This window comes from Micromonospora sp. TSRI0369 (genome assembly GCF_001905625.1).
Classification (GTDB): Bacteria; Actinomycetota; Actinomycetes; order Mycobacteriales; family Micromonosporaceae; genus Micromonospora; species Micromonospora echinospora_A.
In genome coordinates this window covers 159,764-173,991 of sequence record NZ_LIVU01000001.1, presented here as the reverse complement: position 1 = coordinate 173,991, position 14,228 = coordinate 159,764, and the positions used below count along the sequence as shown (strand labels likewise).

Sequence of the window (14,228 nt, the reverse complement as noted above, 5' to 3'; positions counted from 1 at the left end):
GCGGGTGCGCGATGAGGTGGGTGGAGTCACAGGCTGGTACGGGGCGTGAGAGAGTGACCCACATGCGTGCCCGCCGTTCCCTCGTCGCCGTCAGCGTCGCGGCCCTCGCCGCGCTCTCTCTCGCCGCCTGTGGCCGATCCGCCCCGGACGTCGCCGCCTACGTCGGAGACACCCGGTACTCCGTCGAGCGGGTCGACGCGATCTACGACGACGCGCAGCGGCAGTACGCGGACGCCGTCCGGAATCAGGCGCCGCAGACGCCGTCGCCGGAGGAGCTGCGGTCCTCGGTGACCCGGCAGGACGTGCTGAACCTGCTCGTCGCGCTCGACCTCGGCAAGCGCGTGGCAGCCGAGAAGGGCCTCCAGGTCACCGACGAGGTGTCCCCGGAGCAGCTCCAGCAGCAGCTGCGGATGCCGGCGACCACCGAGTACACGAAGCTGTGGGGCGAGTGGGTGGACCTCTCCGCCACCCTCCAGCAGAGCCTGCCCCCGGCCGACCTCAGCGACGAGTCCCTGATGGCCGTCTACCGCGCCATCGAGAAGACCGGGGCGATCCAGCCGGGCCTGAGCGTCGCCGAGGTCCGGCAGGCGTTCGGCGAGGCCGGGTTCGTGCGCAGCGCCACCGCGCTGAGCACCGCGCTTCAGCAGGAGGCCGAGAAGGCGGACATCCGCGTCAACCCCCGGTTCGGGGTGACCGGTGTGCCGTCGCTCGTCAACACCGGCCAGTCGCTCGTCTTCTACTCCCTGCCCTACGTCAACCAGGACGGCCCGGTCACCGACATCTCGACGCCGGAGGCGCCGGCCGGTAGTTCGCCGGCTCCCGGAACCGTATGACCGCGCGCATCGTCCTGCTCGTCACCTCGCCCCGGCTGCCCGCCGGCCTGCTGACCTCGGCCGCCTGGGACGCCGTACGCTCCGCGCCGGTCCTCGCCGGTGCGGAGAGCGAGTTGACCCGGGCGGTCCGGACGGCCGGCGCCGAGGTGAGCGTGGTGGCCGAGGGCGCGACCCAGGCGCTGCTCGACGCCACCGCCACGCACGGCGGCGCGGTGTGGCTGGCCGGCCCGGCCGGGGACGAGGCGCTCGCCCGTGAGCTGGGGCTGCGGCTGGCCCGCGAGCCCGCCCTGGCCGAGCTGGAGCTGATGTACGGCTCGTGGGACCCGCCCGGCGCCCGGCTGCTCGACGCGGTCGAGGTGATGGACCGGCTGGCCTCCCCGGGCGGCGATCCGTGGAAGCGGGCGCAGACCCACCGCAGCCTGGCCGGGTTCCTGCTGGAGGAGTGCTACGAGGCGTACGACGCGATAAGCGCCGACGACACCGACGCGCTCCGCGAGGAACTGGGCGACGTGCTGCTCCAGGTGCTGCTGCACGCCCGGCTGGCCGAGAACCTGCCGGAGGGCGAGAGCTGGAGCGTCGACGACGTGGCGGGCACGCTTGTCGACAAGATGGTGCGGCGCAACCCGCACGTGTTCTCCGGCGAGCCGGCCGGCTCGATCGAGGAGATCGAGGCTAACTGGGAACGGATCAAGCGGGCCGAGAAGACCCGCGACTCGGTGCTGGACGGCATCGCGCTGAGCCAGCCCGCGCTGGCGCTGGCCGCGAAGATCCTGGACCGGGCCGGCCGGGTCGGCCTTGCCGTACCGCCCCCACTGGCCGAGTCCCAGGTGGACCCGGAGGCCCGGCTCGGCGCGAGCCTGCTGGCAACTGTCGCCGCCGCCCGCCAGGCCGGCATCGACCCCGAGGCCGCCCTGCGCCGTGCCACCCTGGCGTACGCCGAGGCGGTCCGAGCCGCCGAACGCGCCACCCCCACCCACCCCGCCTGACCCCACCCCACCTCCCCGCGCCCCCGCGCCCTCGCGCCCTCTCACACCGCCGCGATCTTGCACTTGCGGCCCTCTGGGCGTCGCAAATATCCCTTCTGTCCGGGCAGGAAGTGCAAGATCGCGGAGAGCTGCCGGGGGCGGTTGCGTGGTGGTGGGACAGGCTGATGATGGGGATCGGCGTTTCGCCGCCCTTGTCGGCCCGGTCGGAGTCCCGCGCGCTGCCAGCCCTGTCCCGCTGCCCTCGGCTCATCCCGCGCTGGCGGCTGCCCCAACCCGCCGTGCCCCTACTTGAGCCGAGCCCTCTCGCCTCCCGAGACTTGTAGACCGAATATCAAGATCTGCCCAGCCGCCCAGTGGGTCGGTTCGGTGATCAAGGAGTTTGGGGTCTAGGTGGGCGCTGGTGGGGACACAAACTCCTTGATCAACGCGGAGGGTGGCCCGGCGGGCGGGACGGGGAAAGGGTCGGGGGTGATCGGTAGGGTGCCGGGTATGGAGTCGTTCGTGCCGCTGGCGGAGCGGATCGTGGAGGCGTTGCTGGAGAGCCGGCCCGGGCTGGCCACCACCGCCGGGGACCACCGCTACGACGACCGGCTGCCCGACCTGTCCGCCGACGCGCTCGCCGCCGATCAGGCGATGCTGAAGGACGCGGCCGACGCGCTCGCCGAGATCGACCCGGATGCGCTGGACGTGGCGGAGAGCGTCGACCACGCGCTGCTCACCAGCATGATCGACAGGGGTCTGTTCGAGGCCACCGAGATCCGCGGCCACGAGTGGGATCCGCTGCGCCACAATCCGGGGCCGCTGCTGCATGCCCTGCTGGCCCGTCCCTTCGCCCCGGCCGAGGAGCGCCTGACCAGCCTCGCCGGGCGTCTGTCGGCCGTACCCGATGCGCTTGCGACAGCGCGCGCGACGCTGCGGGACATGCCGCGGATCCATGCGGAGACGGCGGTCGGGCAGTTCACCGGCACGGCGGCGCTGATCCGCGACGAGGTGCCGGCGTTGCTCGCCCAGGCGCCGGCGCTGCGGGACCGGGTCGGCCCGGCGGCCACCGCCGCGATCGCCGCGCTGGAGGAGTTCGTGGCCTGGCTGCGGCAGGGCCTGGCCGCCGACGCCGGCCCGGGGCGTGACCCGCGGCTGGGCCGGCGGCGCTGGGAGGCGCGGCTGTGGCACACGCTCGACACCGAGCTGAGCGCCGCCGAGGTGCAGCGCCGCGCGTGGGCCAACCTGGACCGGGTCACCGAGGAGATCCGCGCGGCGGCGGTCGAGCTGGTCGGTGGTCCGGGCGACGACGAGACGGTACGCCGGGCGCTGGACCTGCTGGCCGCCGAGCATCCGGCCGACGCCACGATCGTGGACCTCGCCTCGGTGACGCTCGACGAGGCGAGTGACTTCGTCCGTCTCCACGACCTGGTCAGCATGGTCGATGACCCGTGCGTCATCCAGGAGATGCCGGAGTTCGCCCGGGGTGTGGCGGTGGCCTACTGCGACTCGCCGGGGCCGCTGGAGACGGCCGACGTGCCGACGTTCTACTGCATCGCGCCCACCCCGGCGGACTGGCCGGCGCAGCGGGTCGAGTCGTTCTACCGCGAGTACAACGACCACATGATCCGCAACCTGACCGTGCACGAGGCGATGCCCGGCCATTTCCTCCAGCTCGCCCACGCCCGCCGCTACGAGGGTCCGACCCGGGTACGCGCGCTCACCGAGTCGGGCGTGTTCATCGAGGGCTGGGCGGTCTACACCGAGGAGCTGATGGCCGGGCTCGGCTTCGGCGGGCTGCCGGTGCGGTTGCAGCAGCTCAAGATGCAACTGCGGATGACCATCAACGCGCTGCTCGACCAGCTCGTGCACTGCGACGACCTGCCCGAGTCCGAGGCGATGGCGCTGATGACCGGGCGCGGCTTCCAGGAGGAGGGCGAGGCGGCCGGCAAGTGGCGGCGGGCGCTGCTCACCTCCACCCAGCTCTCCACGTACTTCGTCGGCTACAGCGAGATGGCCGACATCGCCGCCGCCCGGCCGGACGGCGTGCCGGTGCGTGACTGGCACGACGCCATGCTGGCGCACGACTGCCCGCCGCCGCGCCACCTGCGCACGCTGCTGGGGGTGTGAGGGCTCAGCCGGCGGCGACCGCGTCGATCAGCCAGCGGGACAGGGAGTACGCGGGCGGCAGCTCGGCGGGCAGCGCGTCGACCGGGAACCAGCGCGCCTCGGTCAGCTCCGTCCCGTCGACCACCGGTTCGGCGGCCGGGTCGGTCACCTCGGCGGTGAATCCGGCGAGCAACGTGCCCGGCCCGGTCAGCGCCCACGGCTGGCTGTCCACGTACGCGGGGCGTCGCAGGGTCAGGCCGACCTCCTCGGCGACCTCGCGGTGCACCGCCGCCTCCAGCGACTCCCCGGCCTCGACGAACCCGGCGACGAGCGCCCACAACTCGGTCGGCCCGTGCGCGTGCCGGACCAGCAGGAGTTCGCCCGCGCCGCCGGCCGGGCCGGGGCGGGTGATCGCTGTCAGTACCGCGACGGACAGCGGCACGAACACGGTCAGCCCGCAGTCCGGGCAGCGCCGCGCGGTCTCGCCCGGCACGTCGGCCAGCTCGGCCCGGCACGCCCCGCACCACCTGTGGGTACGCCGCCAGGTGACCACGGCGAGCGCCCGCCCGGCCAGGTCGGCGTGGGGCGCGGGTAGCTCGGCGGCGAGGCCGCGCCAGCCGCGCCACCGGCCGGGCAGCGACTCGGGGTCGGTGACCTCGGCCGCCCACGCCGGGGTGCCGCCGAGCGTGCCGACGGGTGTCCAGGCGAGGTCGCCGGGCAGCGCGTCGATCCGCAGCGGCTGCCCGGTGTCCGGATCGGTCAGCAGTTTCCGGCCGGCGACCGGCAGCGCCAGGTCGCCCGGCCGCGGGGGCCGCCCGTGATCAGCGGCGGGCCGGAACCCGGCGCCGGACGAGGCGCCGCCGGGCGGGGTCACGACGTGGCGGGTCGGCGGTCCACCACGCCGGCGCCGGCCGGTACGGCGAACGCGGCGGCCTCGACGCTCTCGGTGTAGCGGCTCAGCGTCACCTCGGCAGGCTTGCCGTCGATCATGCCGGAGAAGCTGCCCAGCACGCCCTCGTTCGTCACGCATGTGCTGAAGCGCTCGCCGTCGTGGGTGACGTTCACGCAGGTGGCGTGGTGCCCGGCCAGCGTGGTGTCGCTCTGCTCGATGACGGCGTCCGGCGCCAGCGCGGCCTCGGTGAGCAGCCGGATCACCGCGGGCGGCGTGACCAGGCCCTGCTTGCGCGCCTCGTCGTAGACGATCACCGACGGCTTCCCGGCGGTGAGCACGGGCGGCGAGACGGTGCAGGAGGTACGGGTGGCGGTGCTCGCGCACCGGGTCACCGACTCCTGCGTCACCGTGATCTTGCCGCCGGGCCAGGTGTACGTGGACCGCAGCGGCTTCTTGGTCTGCGCGATCGAGGCGGTGCGACCGCCGTCGAGCTGGTAGTCGGCGGCCCAGGTCTGCTCCAGCGCCCGGTCCATCCGCGCGGCGAGGTCGTTGACCAGGTCGGCCCGACCGAGCGCGACGCCGGCGTCGTCCAGGGCCTGGCAGCCGGTGACCGAGAGCGACGCGATGACCGAGGCGGCGAGCACGCGGAGAGTCGTCGAGGCGGCAGGCATGATGCCCAGCCTTGTCGATCGACGCAACGTCTCGCAAACCGGTTGCCGGTTGACGACCGGTAATCCGGGAATGTCCGTCTCACCAAGCGCCTCGGGGCCCGCCCCGAGCGGCGTACGGCGGGGCGGGGACCGATACGCTGCGTTCAACACCTGCCTCAGCCGCACCGTCGCGGCCCATACGGACCGGAACCACACAAACGAGGAGCGACTCAGTGGCAACCATCGAGGGAATCGTCGCCCGGGAGATCCTGGACTCGCGGGGCAACCCGACGGTCGAGGTCGAGGTCGGGCTCGACGACGGCACGATCGCCCGCGCCGCGGTGCCGTCCGGCGCCTCCACCGGCGCCTTCGAGGCGGTCGAGCTGCGCGACGGTGACAAGGACCGCTACCTGGGCAAGGGTGTCGAGAAGGCCGTCGCCAACATCGAGGACCGGATCGTCGACCAGCTCATCGGCTACGAGGCCAGCGAGCAGCGGCTGATCGACCAGAAGATGCTCGACATCGACGGCTCGGACAACAAGGGCGAGCTGGGCGCGAACGCCATCCTCGGTGTCTCTCTGGCCGTGGCGAAGGCCGCCGCGGGCAGCGCCGAGCTGAGCCTGTTCCGCTACCTGGGCGGCCCGAACGCGCACCTGCTCCCGGTGCCGATGATGAACATCCTCAACGGTGGCGCGCACGCCGACTCGAACGTCGACATCCAGGAGTTCATGATCGCGCCGATCGGCGCGCCGACGTTCCGGGACGCGCTGCGCTCGGGCGCCGAGGTCTACCACGCGCTGAAGTCGGTGCTGAAGAAGAAGGACCTGTCGACCGGCCTGGGCGACGAGGGCGGCTTCGCCCCGAACCTGCCCACCAACGCCGCCGCGCTGGACCTGATCGCCGAGGCCGTGGAGAAGGCCGGGTACCGGCTGGGCACCGACATCGTCTTCGCGCTCGACGTGGCCGCCACCGAGTTCTTCGACAACGGCACGTACACGTTCGAGGGCACCGCGAAGAGCGCCGAGGAGATGAGCAACTACTACACCAAGCTCGCCGGCGACTACCCGATCGTCTCCATCGAGGACCCGCTGGCCGAGGACGACTGGAGCGGCTGGGCCACCCTCACCGCCGCGCTCGGCGACCGGATCCAGATCGTCGGCGACGACCTGTTCGTGACCAACCCGCAGCGCATCGCCCGGGGCATCGCGGAGCAGGCCGCCAACGCGGTGCTCGTCAAGGTCAACCAGATCGGCTCGCTCACCGAGACGCTCGACGCCGTCGACCTGGCCCACCGGGCCGGTTTCAAGTGCATGATGAGCCACCGCTCCGGCGAGACCGAGGACACCACCATCGCGGACCTGGCCGTCGCCACCGGCTGCGGGCAGATCAAGACCGGCGCGCCGGCCCGCTCCGACCGGGTGGCCAAGTACAACCAGCTCCTGCGGATCGAGGAGGAGCTGGCCGACGCGGCGCGGTACGCCGGCGCCGGCGCGTTCCCGCGTTACCGTTCGGCCTGAGCGAGCGCTCCGGGGGAGGGGTGTGACGATGCAGCAGCGCCGCACACCGGGTGGCCAGCGGCCCGCCCGTCGGCCGGGTCAGCCCGGCCGGACGGGCGGTGCCCGGGTCCGGTCCACGGCCCGCGACAACGGCGTCCGCGCGGAGGCGCGCGCCGCCGGCCGGTCACCCGGCGCGTCCCGGGCCAGCGACGGCGTACGCTCCGCGAGCCGCCCCGCCGCGGCCCGGCGTACCGCTGCCGGTGGTCCGGTCAAGCGGCTCACCGCACCCCAACCCCGGCGCTTCACCGGGCGCGCCACAGTGCTGTTCGCGGTGCTGATCGCGCTCGCCCTGGCGTACACCTATCCGGTCCGGGTCTACCTGGACCAGCAGGCCGACATCGAACGGATGGAGGCCGCGCAGGCAGCCCAGCGGGCCGAGATCGAGCGGCTCACCGCCGAGGCGGCCAAGTGGAAGGACCCGGAGTACGTCAAGACGCAGGCCCGGGAGCGGTTCTTCATGGGCAAGCCGGGCGAGACGCTGCTGGTGGTGCTCTCCGACCCGGAGGGCGCGGCCAAGGACGCCGGCAAGGGCGCGAAACCGGGGGCGCCGACCGGGCCGGAGCCCTGGTACGACACCCTGTGGGGGAGCGTGCGGGCGGCGAACGCCGAGCGCCAGGACAAGTGAGCACCACACGAAAGGCACTTCCTTGAGCGTCGTACCACCGCAGGAGCCGGCGGCGGACTCCGTACCCCCGCCGGAACGCCAGCCGGCCACCGAGGCCGACCTGGCCGCGGTGGCCGCGCAGCTCGGACGCCCGCCGCGCGGGACCCGCGCGGTGGCCCACCGGTGCCCGTGCGGCCTGCCCGACGTGGTGGAGACGACGCCCCGGCTGGCCGACGGCACGCCGTTCCCGACGCTGTTCTACCTGACCTGCCCGCGTGCCACAGCGGCGTGCAGCCGGCTGGAGTCGGCCGGGCTGATGAAGGAGATGGCCGAGCGGCTGGCCGAGGATCCGGAGCTGGCCGCGCAGTACCGGGCCGCGCACGAGGACTACCTGACCCGCCGGGAGGCGATCGGTGAGGTGCCGGAGATCGCCGGCATCTCGGCCGGCGGCATGCCGGGGCGGGTGAAGTGCCTGCACGTGCACCTGGGGCACGCGCTCGCCGCCGGGCCGGGGGTCAACCCGTTCGGCGACGAGACGCTGGCGCTGGTGGAGAAGTGGTGGGCCGCCGGCCCCTGCGTGGACGTGCCAGCGGTCCAGTGAGATGAGCGCCGACCAGATCACTGTGCGCCGGGCCCGCACCGCCGACGTGCGCGGCATCCGGCGGCTGGTGGACACGTACACCGACGACCGGCGGCTGCTCAGCAAGGCGACTGTGACGCTGTACGAGGACGTGCAGGAGTTCCGGGTCGCGGTGACGCCGGACGGCGCCGTCGTCGGGTGCGGCGCGCTGCACGTCATGTGGGAGGACCTGGCCGAGATCCGGACGGTGGCGGTCGACCCGTCCTGCCGGGGGCACAAGATCGGGCACCGGATCGTCGGTGAGCTGATCGACTCCGCGCGGGAGCTGGGCATCGCCCGGATCTTCGTGCTCACGTTCGAGACCGGCTTCTTCGGCTCGTTCGGCTTCCGCGAGATCGACGGCGCGCCCGTGCCGCAGCCGGTCTACGAGCAGCTTCTGCGCTCGTACGACGAGGGTGTCGCGGAGTTCCTGGACCTGGAACGGGTCAAGCCCAACACCCTCGGTAACTCCCGCATGCTGCTGCGCCTCTGAGCCCGGGGGTGGGGGTGGGCTGCCGTAGGGTGGGCGCCGTGAGCGCGCGCGTGGCAGCCATCGACTGCGGGACGAACTCGATCCGACTGCTGATCGCCGATCTGCCGGAGGCGTCGGACGGGGACCCGGCGCCGCTCGTGGACGTCAGCCGGCGGATGGAGATCGTCCGGCTGGGGCAGGGCGTCGACCAGACCGGCATGCTCGCCCCCGAGGCCATCGAGCGGACCCGGGTCGCGCTCGCCGACTACGCGGCCGAGATCGAGAAGTCCGGCGCCGAGCGGGTACGCATGTGCGCCACCTCGGCCTCCCGCGACGCCTCCAACGCCGCCGACTTCCGTGCCATGGTCGAGCGCACGCTCGGCGTACCGCCCGAGGTGGTGACCGGCGACGAGGAGGCACGCCTGTCGTTCACCGGCGCGGTGCGCGGCCTGCCCGCCGACGCCGAGCCGCCGTACCTGGTGGTCGACATCGGCGGCGGCTCGACCGAGTTCGTGGTCGGCACCCGCGATGACGGCGTGCGGGGCGCGATCTCGGTGGACATCGGCTGCGTCCGGATGACCGAACGCCACCTGCACGGCGACCCGCCGACCCCGGCGCAGATCGCCGCCGCCGAGGCCGACATCGCCGCCGCCGTGGACCGGGCGCTCGCCGCCGTGCCCGGCCGGGAGGCCGCCACGCTGGTCGGGCTCGCCGGTTCGGTCACCACAGTGGTCGCCCTGGCCGAAGGACTCCAGGGGTACGACCCGAGCCGCATCCATCACGCCCGCGTCTCGTACGAGCAGGTGGCCGAGGTGACCGCCGACCTGCTCGGCAAGAGCAGTGAGCAGCGGCTGGCGTACCCGGTGATGCACCCGGGGCGGGCCGACGTGATCGGCGCGGGCGCGCTGGTGCTGCGAGTGATCATGGAGCGGGCCGGGATGCCGTCAGTGGTCGCCTCCGAGCACGACATCCTCGACGGCATCGCCTGGAGCCTGGCGGCGACCTCGGGATAGGTGGTTCCCCTGCGTGTGGCCGGTATGATTTCCATATGGTCACCACTGTCAATCTTCCGGACGGACTGCACGAACGGCTCAAGCAGCTTGCCGAGCAGGAGCACCGGTCGATGAACGCCACCATCGTTGTGGCCGTCGAGGAGTACGTCTCGGCGCGCAGTCATCGTGCCCGCGTGCGGGATCTTGCGCGGGAGGTTGCCGAGCGTGACGCCGAGCTGCTGCGGCGGTTGGCGGAGTGATCCACTATCTCGAGGTCGACGACCTCGTGGAGATCGCCTCGATCGTGCTGGCTGGGACGCCGCAGGTCCGTGATTTCGGTCTGCTTTCATCGGCGGTGGTCCGCCCGGCCACCGTGGCGTTCGGCCAGGAGGCTTATCCCGATCTCTGGACCAAGGCCGCCGCGCTGCTGCACTCGGTCTGCATGAACCACGCGCTGATTGACGGGAACAAGCGTCTCGCCTGGGCGGCGGGGCGGGTGTTTCTGGCCCTCAACGAGGTGCCGATCCAGGATGTCGACGTTGATCAGGCCGAGGCTCTCGTGATGTCGGTGGCAAGCGGCACCCTGACCGAGGTCTCGGACATCGCCCGCGAGCTCCGCAAGCTCTACGTCTGAGCCATCGGCGGAAATGCTGTCGCAGTTGCCGGACGGCACCGCCTGGAGTCTCGCCTAGCCCTCTGGCCCTCTCGCCGCTGCCTTCTCAGGCGGTGATCAAGGAGTTTGTGTCCGATCCGGGCGCCTGTGAGGACGCCAACTCCTTGGTCAACAAGAAGGGGCGGGGTCAGTCCGTCGTCAGGTCGGGACGGTGTTCCCTGATCCACTTCTCGACGTCCGACTTCCGCCAGACCTTGCCCATCGCCAGCACGGCGATCGGCTCCGGGAAGTTGCGCTGGTTGGCGATCACGGATGCCCGCTGACGCGACACGTTGCCGAGCATCGCCCGGATCTCCGACACGCCCACCAGCTCCACACGTTGACGATGGCAGCGTCGGCGTCGCCGAACAGCGACAACTACGGAGACTGTTGACGGTGACAACAGGAGGCGGCACCGTCGGGGGATGAGCGTGAGGAACTGTTCTCCCGTACCCGATCGCGGTCGCCGGGTCGTGCGGCCGCACGTACCGATGGATGGACCGCCCGTCGGTAGGTAGGTGTCGTGGTGCTGTGTCGTTGACGGTAGTGCGTTATACACACTAGTGTGCGGAGCGTGGATACCACGCAGCTCCTCAAGGGCGTGCTCGACCTGGCGGTGCTCGCCGTGCTCAAGGACGAGGACGGGTACGGCTACGACATCCTGCGGCGGCTACGCGAGGCCGGTCTCACCGAGGTCGGCGACGCCTCGGTCTACGGCACGCTGCGCCGGCTGTTCGCGGCCGGTCTGCTCACCACGTACGTGGTGCCGAGCGAGTCCGGGCCGCACCGCAAGTACTACTCGCTCAACGCCGCCGGGCGTGACCAGCTCACCAGCTCCGGCAAGACCTGGCGCTCGTTCGCCACCACCATGGACGCGCTGCTCGACGATCGGGGGATGGCGGCATGACCGTCACGGGGCAGGAGATCACGGACTACGTCGACCGGGTACGGGCCGCGCTCGCCGACCTGCCGCCGGAGGTCCGCGACGAGTTGACCGAGGAGCTGCCGGAACACCTCGCCGAGGTCGCCGCCGAGGGTGAGGGCACGCTGGTTGACCGGCTGGGCACCCCCGAGGCGTACGCCGCCGAGCTGCGCGCCGTCGCCGGTGCCCAGCCGAGCCGGCGGCCGACGCGTTTCCACCGCCTCGCCGAGGCCCGGCGGGAGGCGGCCACCCAGCTGCGTCTGCTCGACCGCCAGCTCGGCCCGGTGCTCGGGCACGAGACGGTGAGCGACTTCCTGCGTCCGCTGCGCCCGGCCTGGTGGCTGGTGCGTGGCTGGCTGGCCGCGCTGATCGTGGCCTGGATGGTGGACGGCCGGTCCGGCCTGGTGCCCCGGCTGGACGGCAACAGCTCGATGGGGATGCTGCTGCTCATCGGCGCGATCGTCGCGTCCATGTGGTGGGGTCGTCGCTCGGCCGGGATCAACGGGTGGCGGCGACAACTGCACCAGATCGGCACCGCCGCGCTGCTGTTGTTCTCCTTCGCCGTGCTGGCCCAGGTGGACGAGCGCGCCGACACCGACGTCTACAGCAGTTACGAGCAGACTTCTGTGGACCACCGGTACGAGCGGATCGAGGACGTCTTCGTCTACGACCAGCAGGGGCGGCTGATCCGCGACGCGCGGCTCTTCGACCAGAACGGCGTGCCGATCACGCTCGGCTGGCCGAGCTGCATGGCCGACACGGGCGCGGTGCCGGAGATGCGTAACACCTACCCGTACTGTCCGGAGCGGGCCCCGTTCGGCCCGCCGGTCTCACCGTCGATCGCCCCGCCAGCATTCGCGCCAAGCGGCAGTGCCACCCCCACCGCGCCGACCACCAGCGCTTCCCCGGAACCCACGTCAACCCCCTGAGCGCGCTCGACCGCGCGAGATCTTGGAAGGAAACGGCCCTCACAGGGGCCGCAATCATCCAAGATCTCGCGCGGAGCCGCTGTCAGGCGATGGCGGCGATGTCGCCGTCGTCGAAGTAGATCGCCTGATGGAGTCGGCCACCCAGGGCGGCGGCGAACCGGGCCACCACGTCCTGACCGGAGATCTTTCCCTGCTCGATCTGGGAGATCCGTCCCTTGGTGACGCCCATGCGGTCAGCCACCTGCTGTTGGGTCAACCCCCGCGCTCGGCGCACTTCCGCGAGTCGGTGACCGATGACCTCGGCGAGGAGTTGCTGCTTGCCCGCGTCGACCGCCTCTTCGCCTCCGGCCCGGGCGACGTGGTCGACGCGGATGTCCTGCCATCGGGAGTAGTCGCTCATGCCTTCCCCTCCTCTCGCGTCCGGCACCATGCGACCAGTTTAGCGATCGCTATACCTGTGGGGCGGTTCAACAGGAGGTGAATGCCACTGTTGTTCTGTCTTCCCCGGGCCGCTGACCGCGTGGCACGCTACCGGCACATAACAGCCAACTGTGCGACCAGCCAACGTTGACTGACCGCAAGGAGGACGGGCCCATGGGCGAGATGGTGAGCTTCACCGGCAACGGGGGGACGAGCGAGGGGTATCTCGCGATACCCTCCGGCGGTGCGGCCAGCCCGGCGGTCATCGTCATCCAGGACTGGTGGGGTCTCGTACCCCACGTACGGGCCGTGGTCGACCGCTTCGCGGAGGCCGGCTTCGTCGCGCTCGCGCCCGACTTCCGGCACGGTGGCCCGGCCGTCAAGCCGACCGAGCCGCGGCTGATGCTCAACAGCTCCCAGATGGACGAGGCGGCGAGTGACATCGCCGCTGCCGCCGAATACCTGGCGAGCCGGCCCGAGGTCGCCGGCAAGGTGGGCTGCGCCGGGTTCTGCGCGGGCGCCAGCCTGGCCCTGTGGTCCGGCACGTTCTCCGAGCGCATCGTGGCCACCGCCGGGTTCTACCCGCGCCTGCCCTGGGAGGGCATGGCCGCCGACTGGGCCGACTATGCGGGGAAGGCCGCGCTCATCCACTGCTCCGAGGCGGACGGCCTGTCCGCCGCCGACGGGGTGCAGAGCGTACGCCGGTCCATCGAGTCGGCCGGCGGCACCTGCCAGACGTTCGACTACCCGGGCACCGCGCACGCGTTCTTCAACGAGGACCGGCCGGAGCACTACGACCAGCGGGCGGCCGCCACCGCCTGGGCCCGCACGCTGGAACTGTTCCGGGCGAAGCTTGGCTGAGTCGCGTACCCCGCAGGACGTGGTCGCCCGCGCAGCGCGGGCGACCGACCTGGCCGACCTCGACGGCGCGGTCAGTGACTGCTTCGCCTGCCCGCGCCTGGTGGCGTGGCGTGAGGAGGTCGCGCTGGTCAAGCGGGCCGCGTTCCGCGACCAGGACTACTGGGGACGGCCGGTGCCCGGCCTCGGCCCGCAGGACGCGCGCATCGCCATTCTCGGCCTGGCGCCGGCGGCGCACGGCGGCAACCGCACCGGCCGGATCTTCACCGGGGATCGGTCCGGCGACGTCCTGTTCGCCGCGCTGCACCGCGCCGGGCTGGCCAACCAGCCGACGAGCGTCTCCGCCGACGACGGCCTGACGCTGCGCGACACGCGCATCTTCGCCGCGGTGCGGTGCGCGCCGCCGGACAACAAGCCCACCCCGGCCGAGCGGGACACCTGCGCGCCGTGGCTGCACCGCGAGGTCGAACTGATCCGGCCCACGCTGCGCGTCGTGGTCGCGCTGGGCGCGTTCGCGTGGGCTGCGTGGTGGCCGGTGCTCGGTCAGGTGTACGGGCAGCGACCGCCCACGCCGCGACCGGGGTTCGGCCATGGGGCACACTGGTCCGGCGAGTCCGTGCCGGAGTTGCTGGGCTGCTACCACGTCAGCCAGCAGAACACGTTCACCGGCCGGCTCACGCCGGCGATGCTGGACGACGTGTTCACCCGGGCGAAGGACCTGGCCGGGGTGGACTGAGGAACACCTGAGGCGGTGG

Annotated in this window: 18 protein-coding genes; 14 read left to right on the top strand and 4 right to left on the bottom strand. The window is 72.2% G+C overall.

Annotated features, from left to right (window positions below; translation table 11 throughout):
- The first annotated feature begins 62 nt into the window (after positions 1-62).
- The 3 genes from AMK25_RS00800 to AMK25_RS00790 all read left to right on the top strand — a co-directional run bounded on the left by AMK25_RS00800 (position 63) and on the right by AMK25_RS00790 (position 3,928).
- Positions 63-833 (top strand): SurA N-terminal domain-containing protein, encoded by a 771-nt coding sequence (locus tag AMK25_RS00800; RefSeq protein ID WP_073827015.1) that lies wholly within the window; start codon positions 63-65, stop codon positions 831-833.
- Positions 830-1,819, top strand: a complete 990-nt coding sequence (locus AMK25_RS00795; protein ID WP_073824978.1) for a nucleoside triphosphate pyrophosphohydrolase — start codon at positions 830-832, stop codon at positions 1,817-1,819. Before AMK25_RS00800 ends, AMK25_RS00795 begins: the two co-directional genes overlap by 4 nt.
- A 489-nt stretch (positions 1,820-2,308) precedes the next feature.
- The gene (locus AMK25_RS00790) at positions 2,309-3,928 is read left to right on the top strand and encodes a DUF885 domain-containing protein (RefSeq protein ID WP_073824976.1); all 1,620 of its coding nucleotides are present in this window, start codon (positions 2,309-2,311) and stop codon (positions 3,926-3,928) included.
- A gap of 4 nt (positions 3,929-3,932) precedes the next feature.
- Here the strand turns inward: AMK25_RS00790 and AMK25_RS00785 are convergent, their stop codons facing one another.
- Positions 3,933-4,781, bottom strand: a complete 849-nt coding sequence (locus tag AMK25_RS00785; protein ID WP_073824973.1) for an NAD(+) diphosphatase — start codon at positions 4,779-4,781, stop codon at positions 3,933-3,935.
- A complete protein-coding gene (locus tag AMK25_RS00780; protein WP_073824970.1) occupies positions 4,778-5,470 on the bottom strand; it encodes a hypothetical protein in 693 nt (230 codons plus the stop codon). Before AMK25_RS00780 ends, AMK25_RS00785 begins: the two co-directional genes overlap by 4 nt.
- Before the next feature lie 212 nt (positions 5,471-5,682).
- On the opposite strand from AMK25_RS00780, the gene eno reads away from it, so the two are divergent.
- The 7 genes from eno to AMK25_RS00745 are packed head-to-tail and all read left to right on the top strand — an operon-like array spanning position 5,683 to position 10,326.
- The gene (gene eno / locus AMK25_RS00775; protein ID WP_030501297.1) at positions 5,683-6,966 is read left to right on the top strand and encodes a phosphopyruvate hydratase; all 1,284 of its coding nucleotides are present in this window, start codon (positions 5,683-5,685) and stop codon (positions 6,964-6,966) included.
- A gap of 28 nt (positions 6,967-6,994) precedes the next feature.
- Positions 6,995-7,630, top strand: a complete 636-nt coding sequence (locus AMK25_RS00770) for an FtsB family cell division protein (protein ID WP_073827014.1) — start codon at positions 6,995-6,997, stop codon at positions 7,628-7,630.
- Between the two features lie 22 nt (positions 7,631-7,652).
- Positions 7,653-8,210 carry a DUF501 domain-containing protein gene (locus AMK25_RS00765; RefSeq protein ID WP_073824968.1) on the top strand — a complete coding sequence of 186 codons (558 nt, stop codon included), beginning with the start codon at positions 7,653-7,655 and terminating at the stop codon, positions 8,208-8,210.
- 1 nt (position 8,211) lies between these two features.
- Positions 8,212-8,721, top strand: coding sequence for an amino-acid N-acetyltransferase (locus AMK25_RS00760; protein WP_073824966.1), 510 nt, complete (start codon positions 8,212-8,214; stop codon positions 8,719-8,721).
- Positions 8,722-8,771: 50 nt separating this feature from the next.
- Positions 8,772-9,713 carry a Ppx/GppA phosphatase family protein gene (locus tag AMK25_RS00755; RefSeq protein WP_073827013.1) on the top strand — a complete coding sequence of 314 codons (942 nt, stop codon included), beginning with the start codon at positions 8,772-8,774 and terminating at the stop codon, positions 9,711-9,713.
- 35 nt (positions 9,714-9,748) lie between these two features.
- A complete protein-coding gene (locus AMK25_RS00750) occupies positions 9,749-9,952 on the top strand; it encodes a ribbon-helix-helix domain-containing protein (protein ID WP_073824963.1) in 204 nt (67 codons plus the stop codon).
- Positions 9,949-10,326 (top strand): type II toxin-antitoxin system death-on-curing family toxin, encoded by a 378-nt coding sequence (locus AMK25_RS00745; RefSeq protein WP_073824959.1) that lies wholly within the window; start codon positions 9,949-9,951, stop codon positions 10,324-10,326. Before AMK25_RS00750 ends, AMK25_RS00745 begins: the two co-directional genes overlap by 4 nt.
- A gap of 166 nt (positions 10,327-10,492) precedes the next feature.
- On the opposite strand, the gene AMK25_RS00740 is transcribed toward AMK25_RS00745, so the two are convergent.
- Positions 10,493-10,681, bottom strand: a complete 189-nt coding sequence (locus tag AMK25_RS00740; protein WP_198937417.1) for a hypothetical protein — start codon at positions 10,679-10,681, stop codon at positions 10,493-10,495.
- Between the two features lie 237 nt (positions 10,682-10,918).
- Here AMK25_RS00740 and AMK25_RS00735 point away from each other — a divergent pair, with 237 nt between their 5' ends.
- Both AMK25_RS00735 and AMK25_RS00730 read left to right on the top strand, forming a co-directional pair.
- Positions 10,919-11,251, top strand: a complete 333-nt coding sequence (locus AMK25_RS00735) for a PadR family transcriptional regulator (RefSeq protein ID WP_030501302.1) — start codon at positions 10,919-10,921, stop codon at positions 11,249-11,251.
- Positions 11,248-12,195 carry an HAAS signaling domain-containing protein gene (locus AMK25_RS00730; RefSeq protein WP_073824957.1) on the top strand — a complete coding sequence of 316 codons (948 nt, stop codon included), beginning with the start codon at positions 11,248-11,250 and terminating at the stop codon, positions 12,193-12,195. The genes AMK25_RS00735 and AMK25_RS00730 overlap by 4 nt, the downstream gene beginning before the upstream one ends.
- A gap of 82 nt (positions 12,196-12,277) precedes the next feature.
- Here the strand turns inward: AMK25_RS00730 and AMK25_RS00725 are convergent, their stop codons facing one another.
- On the bottom strand, positions 12,278-12,595 hold the full coding sequence (locus AMK25_RS00725) for a helix-turn-helix domain-containing protein (protein WP_073824954.1): 318 nt from the start codon (positions 12,593-12,595) through the stop codon (positions 12,278-12,280).
- 194 nt (positions 12,596-12,789) lie between these two features.
- Between AMK25_RS00725 and AMK25_RS00720 the strand changes: the two genes are divergently transcribed.
- Positions 12,790-13,476: a dienelactone hydrolase family protein gene (locus tag AMK25_RS00720; RefSeq protein WP_073824952.1), complete on the top strand. Its 687-nt coding sequence runs from the start codon at positions 12,790-12,792 to the stop codon at positions 13,474-13,476.
- 19 nt (positions 13,477-13,495) lie between these two features.
- Positions 13,496-14,209, top strand: a complete 714-nt coding sequence (locus tag AMK25_RS00715) for a uracil-DNA glycosylase (RefSeq protein ID WP_073824950.1) — start codon at positions 13,496-13,498, stop codon at positions 14,207-14,209.
- Positions 14,210-14,228 lie beyond the last annotated feature (19 nt).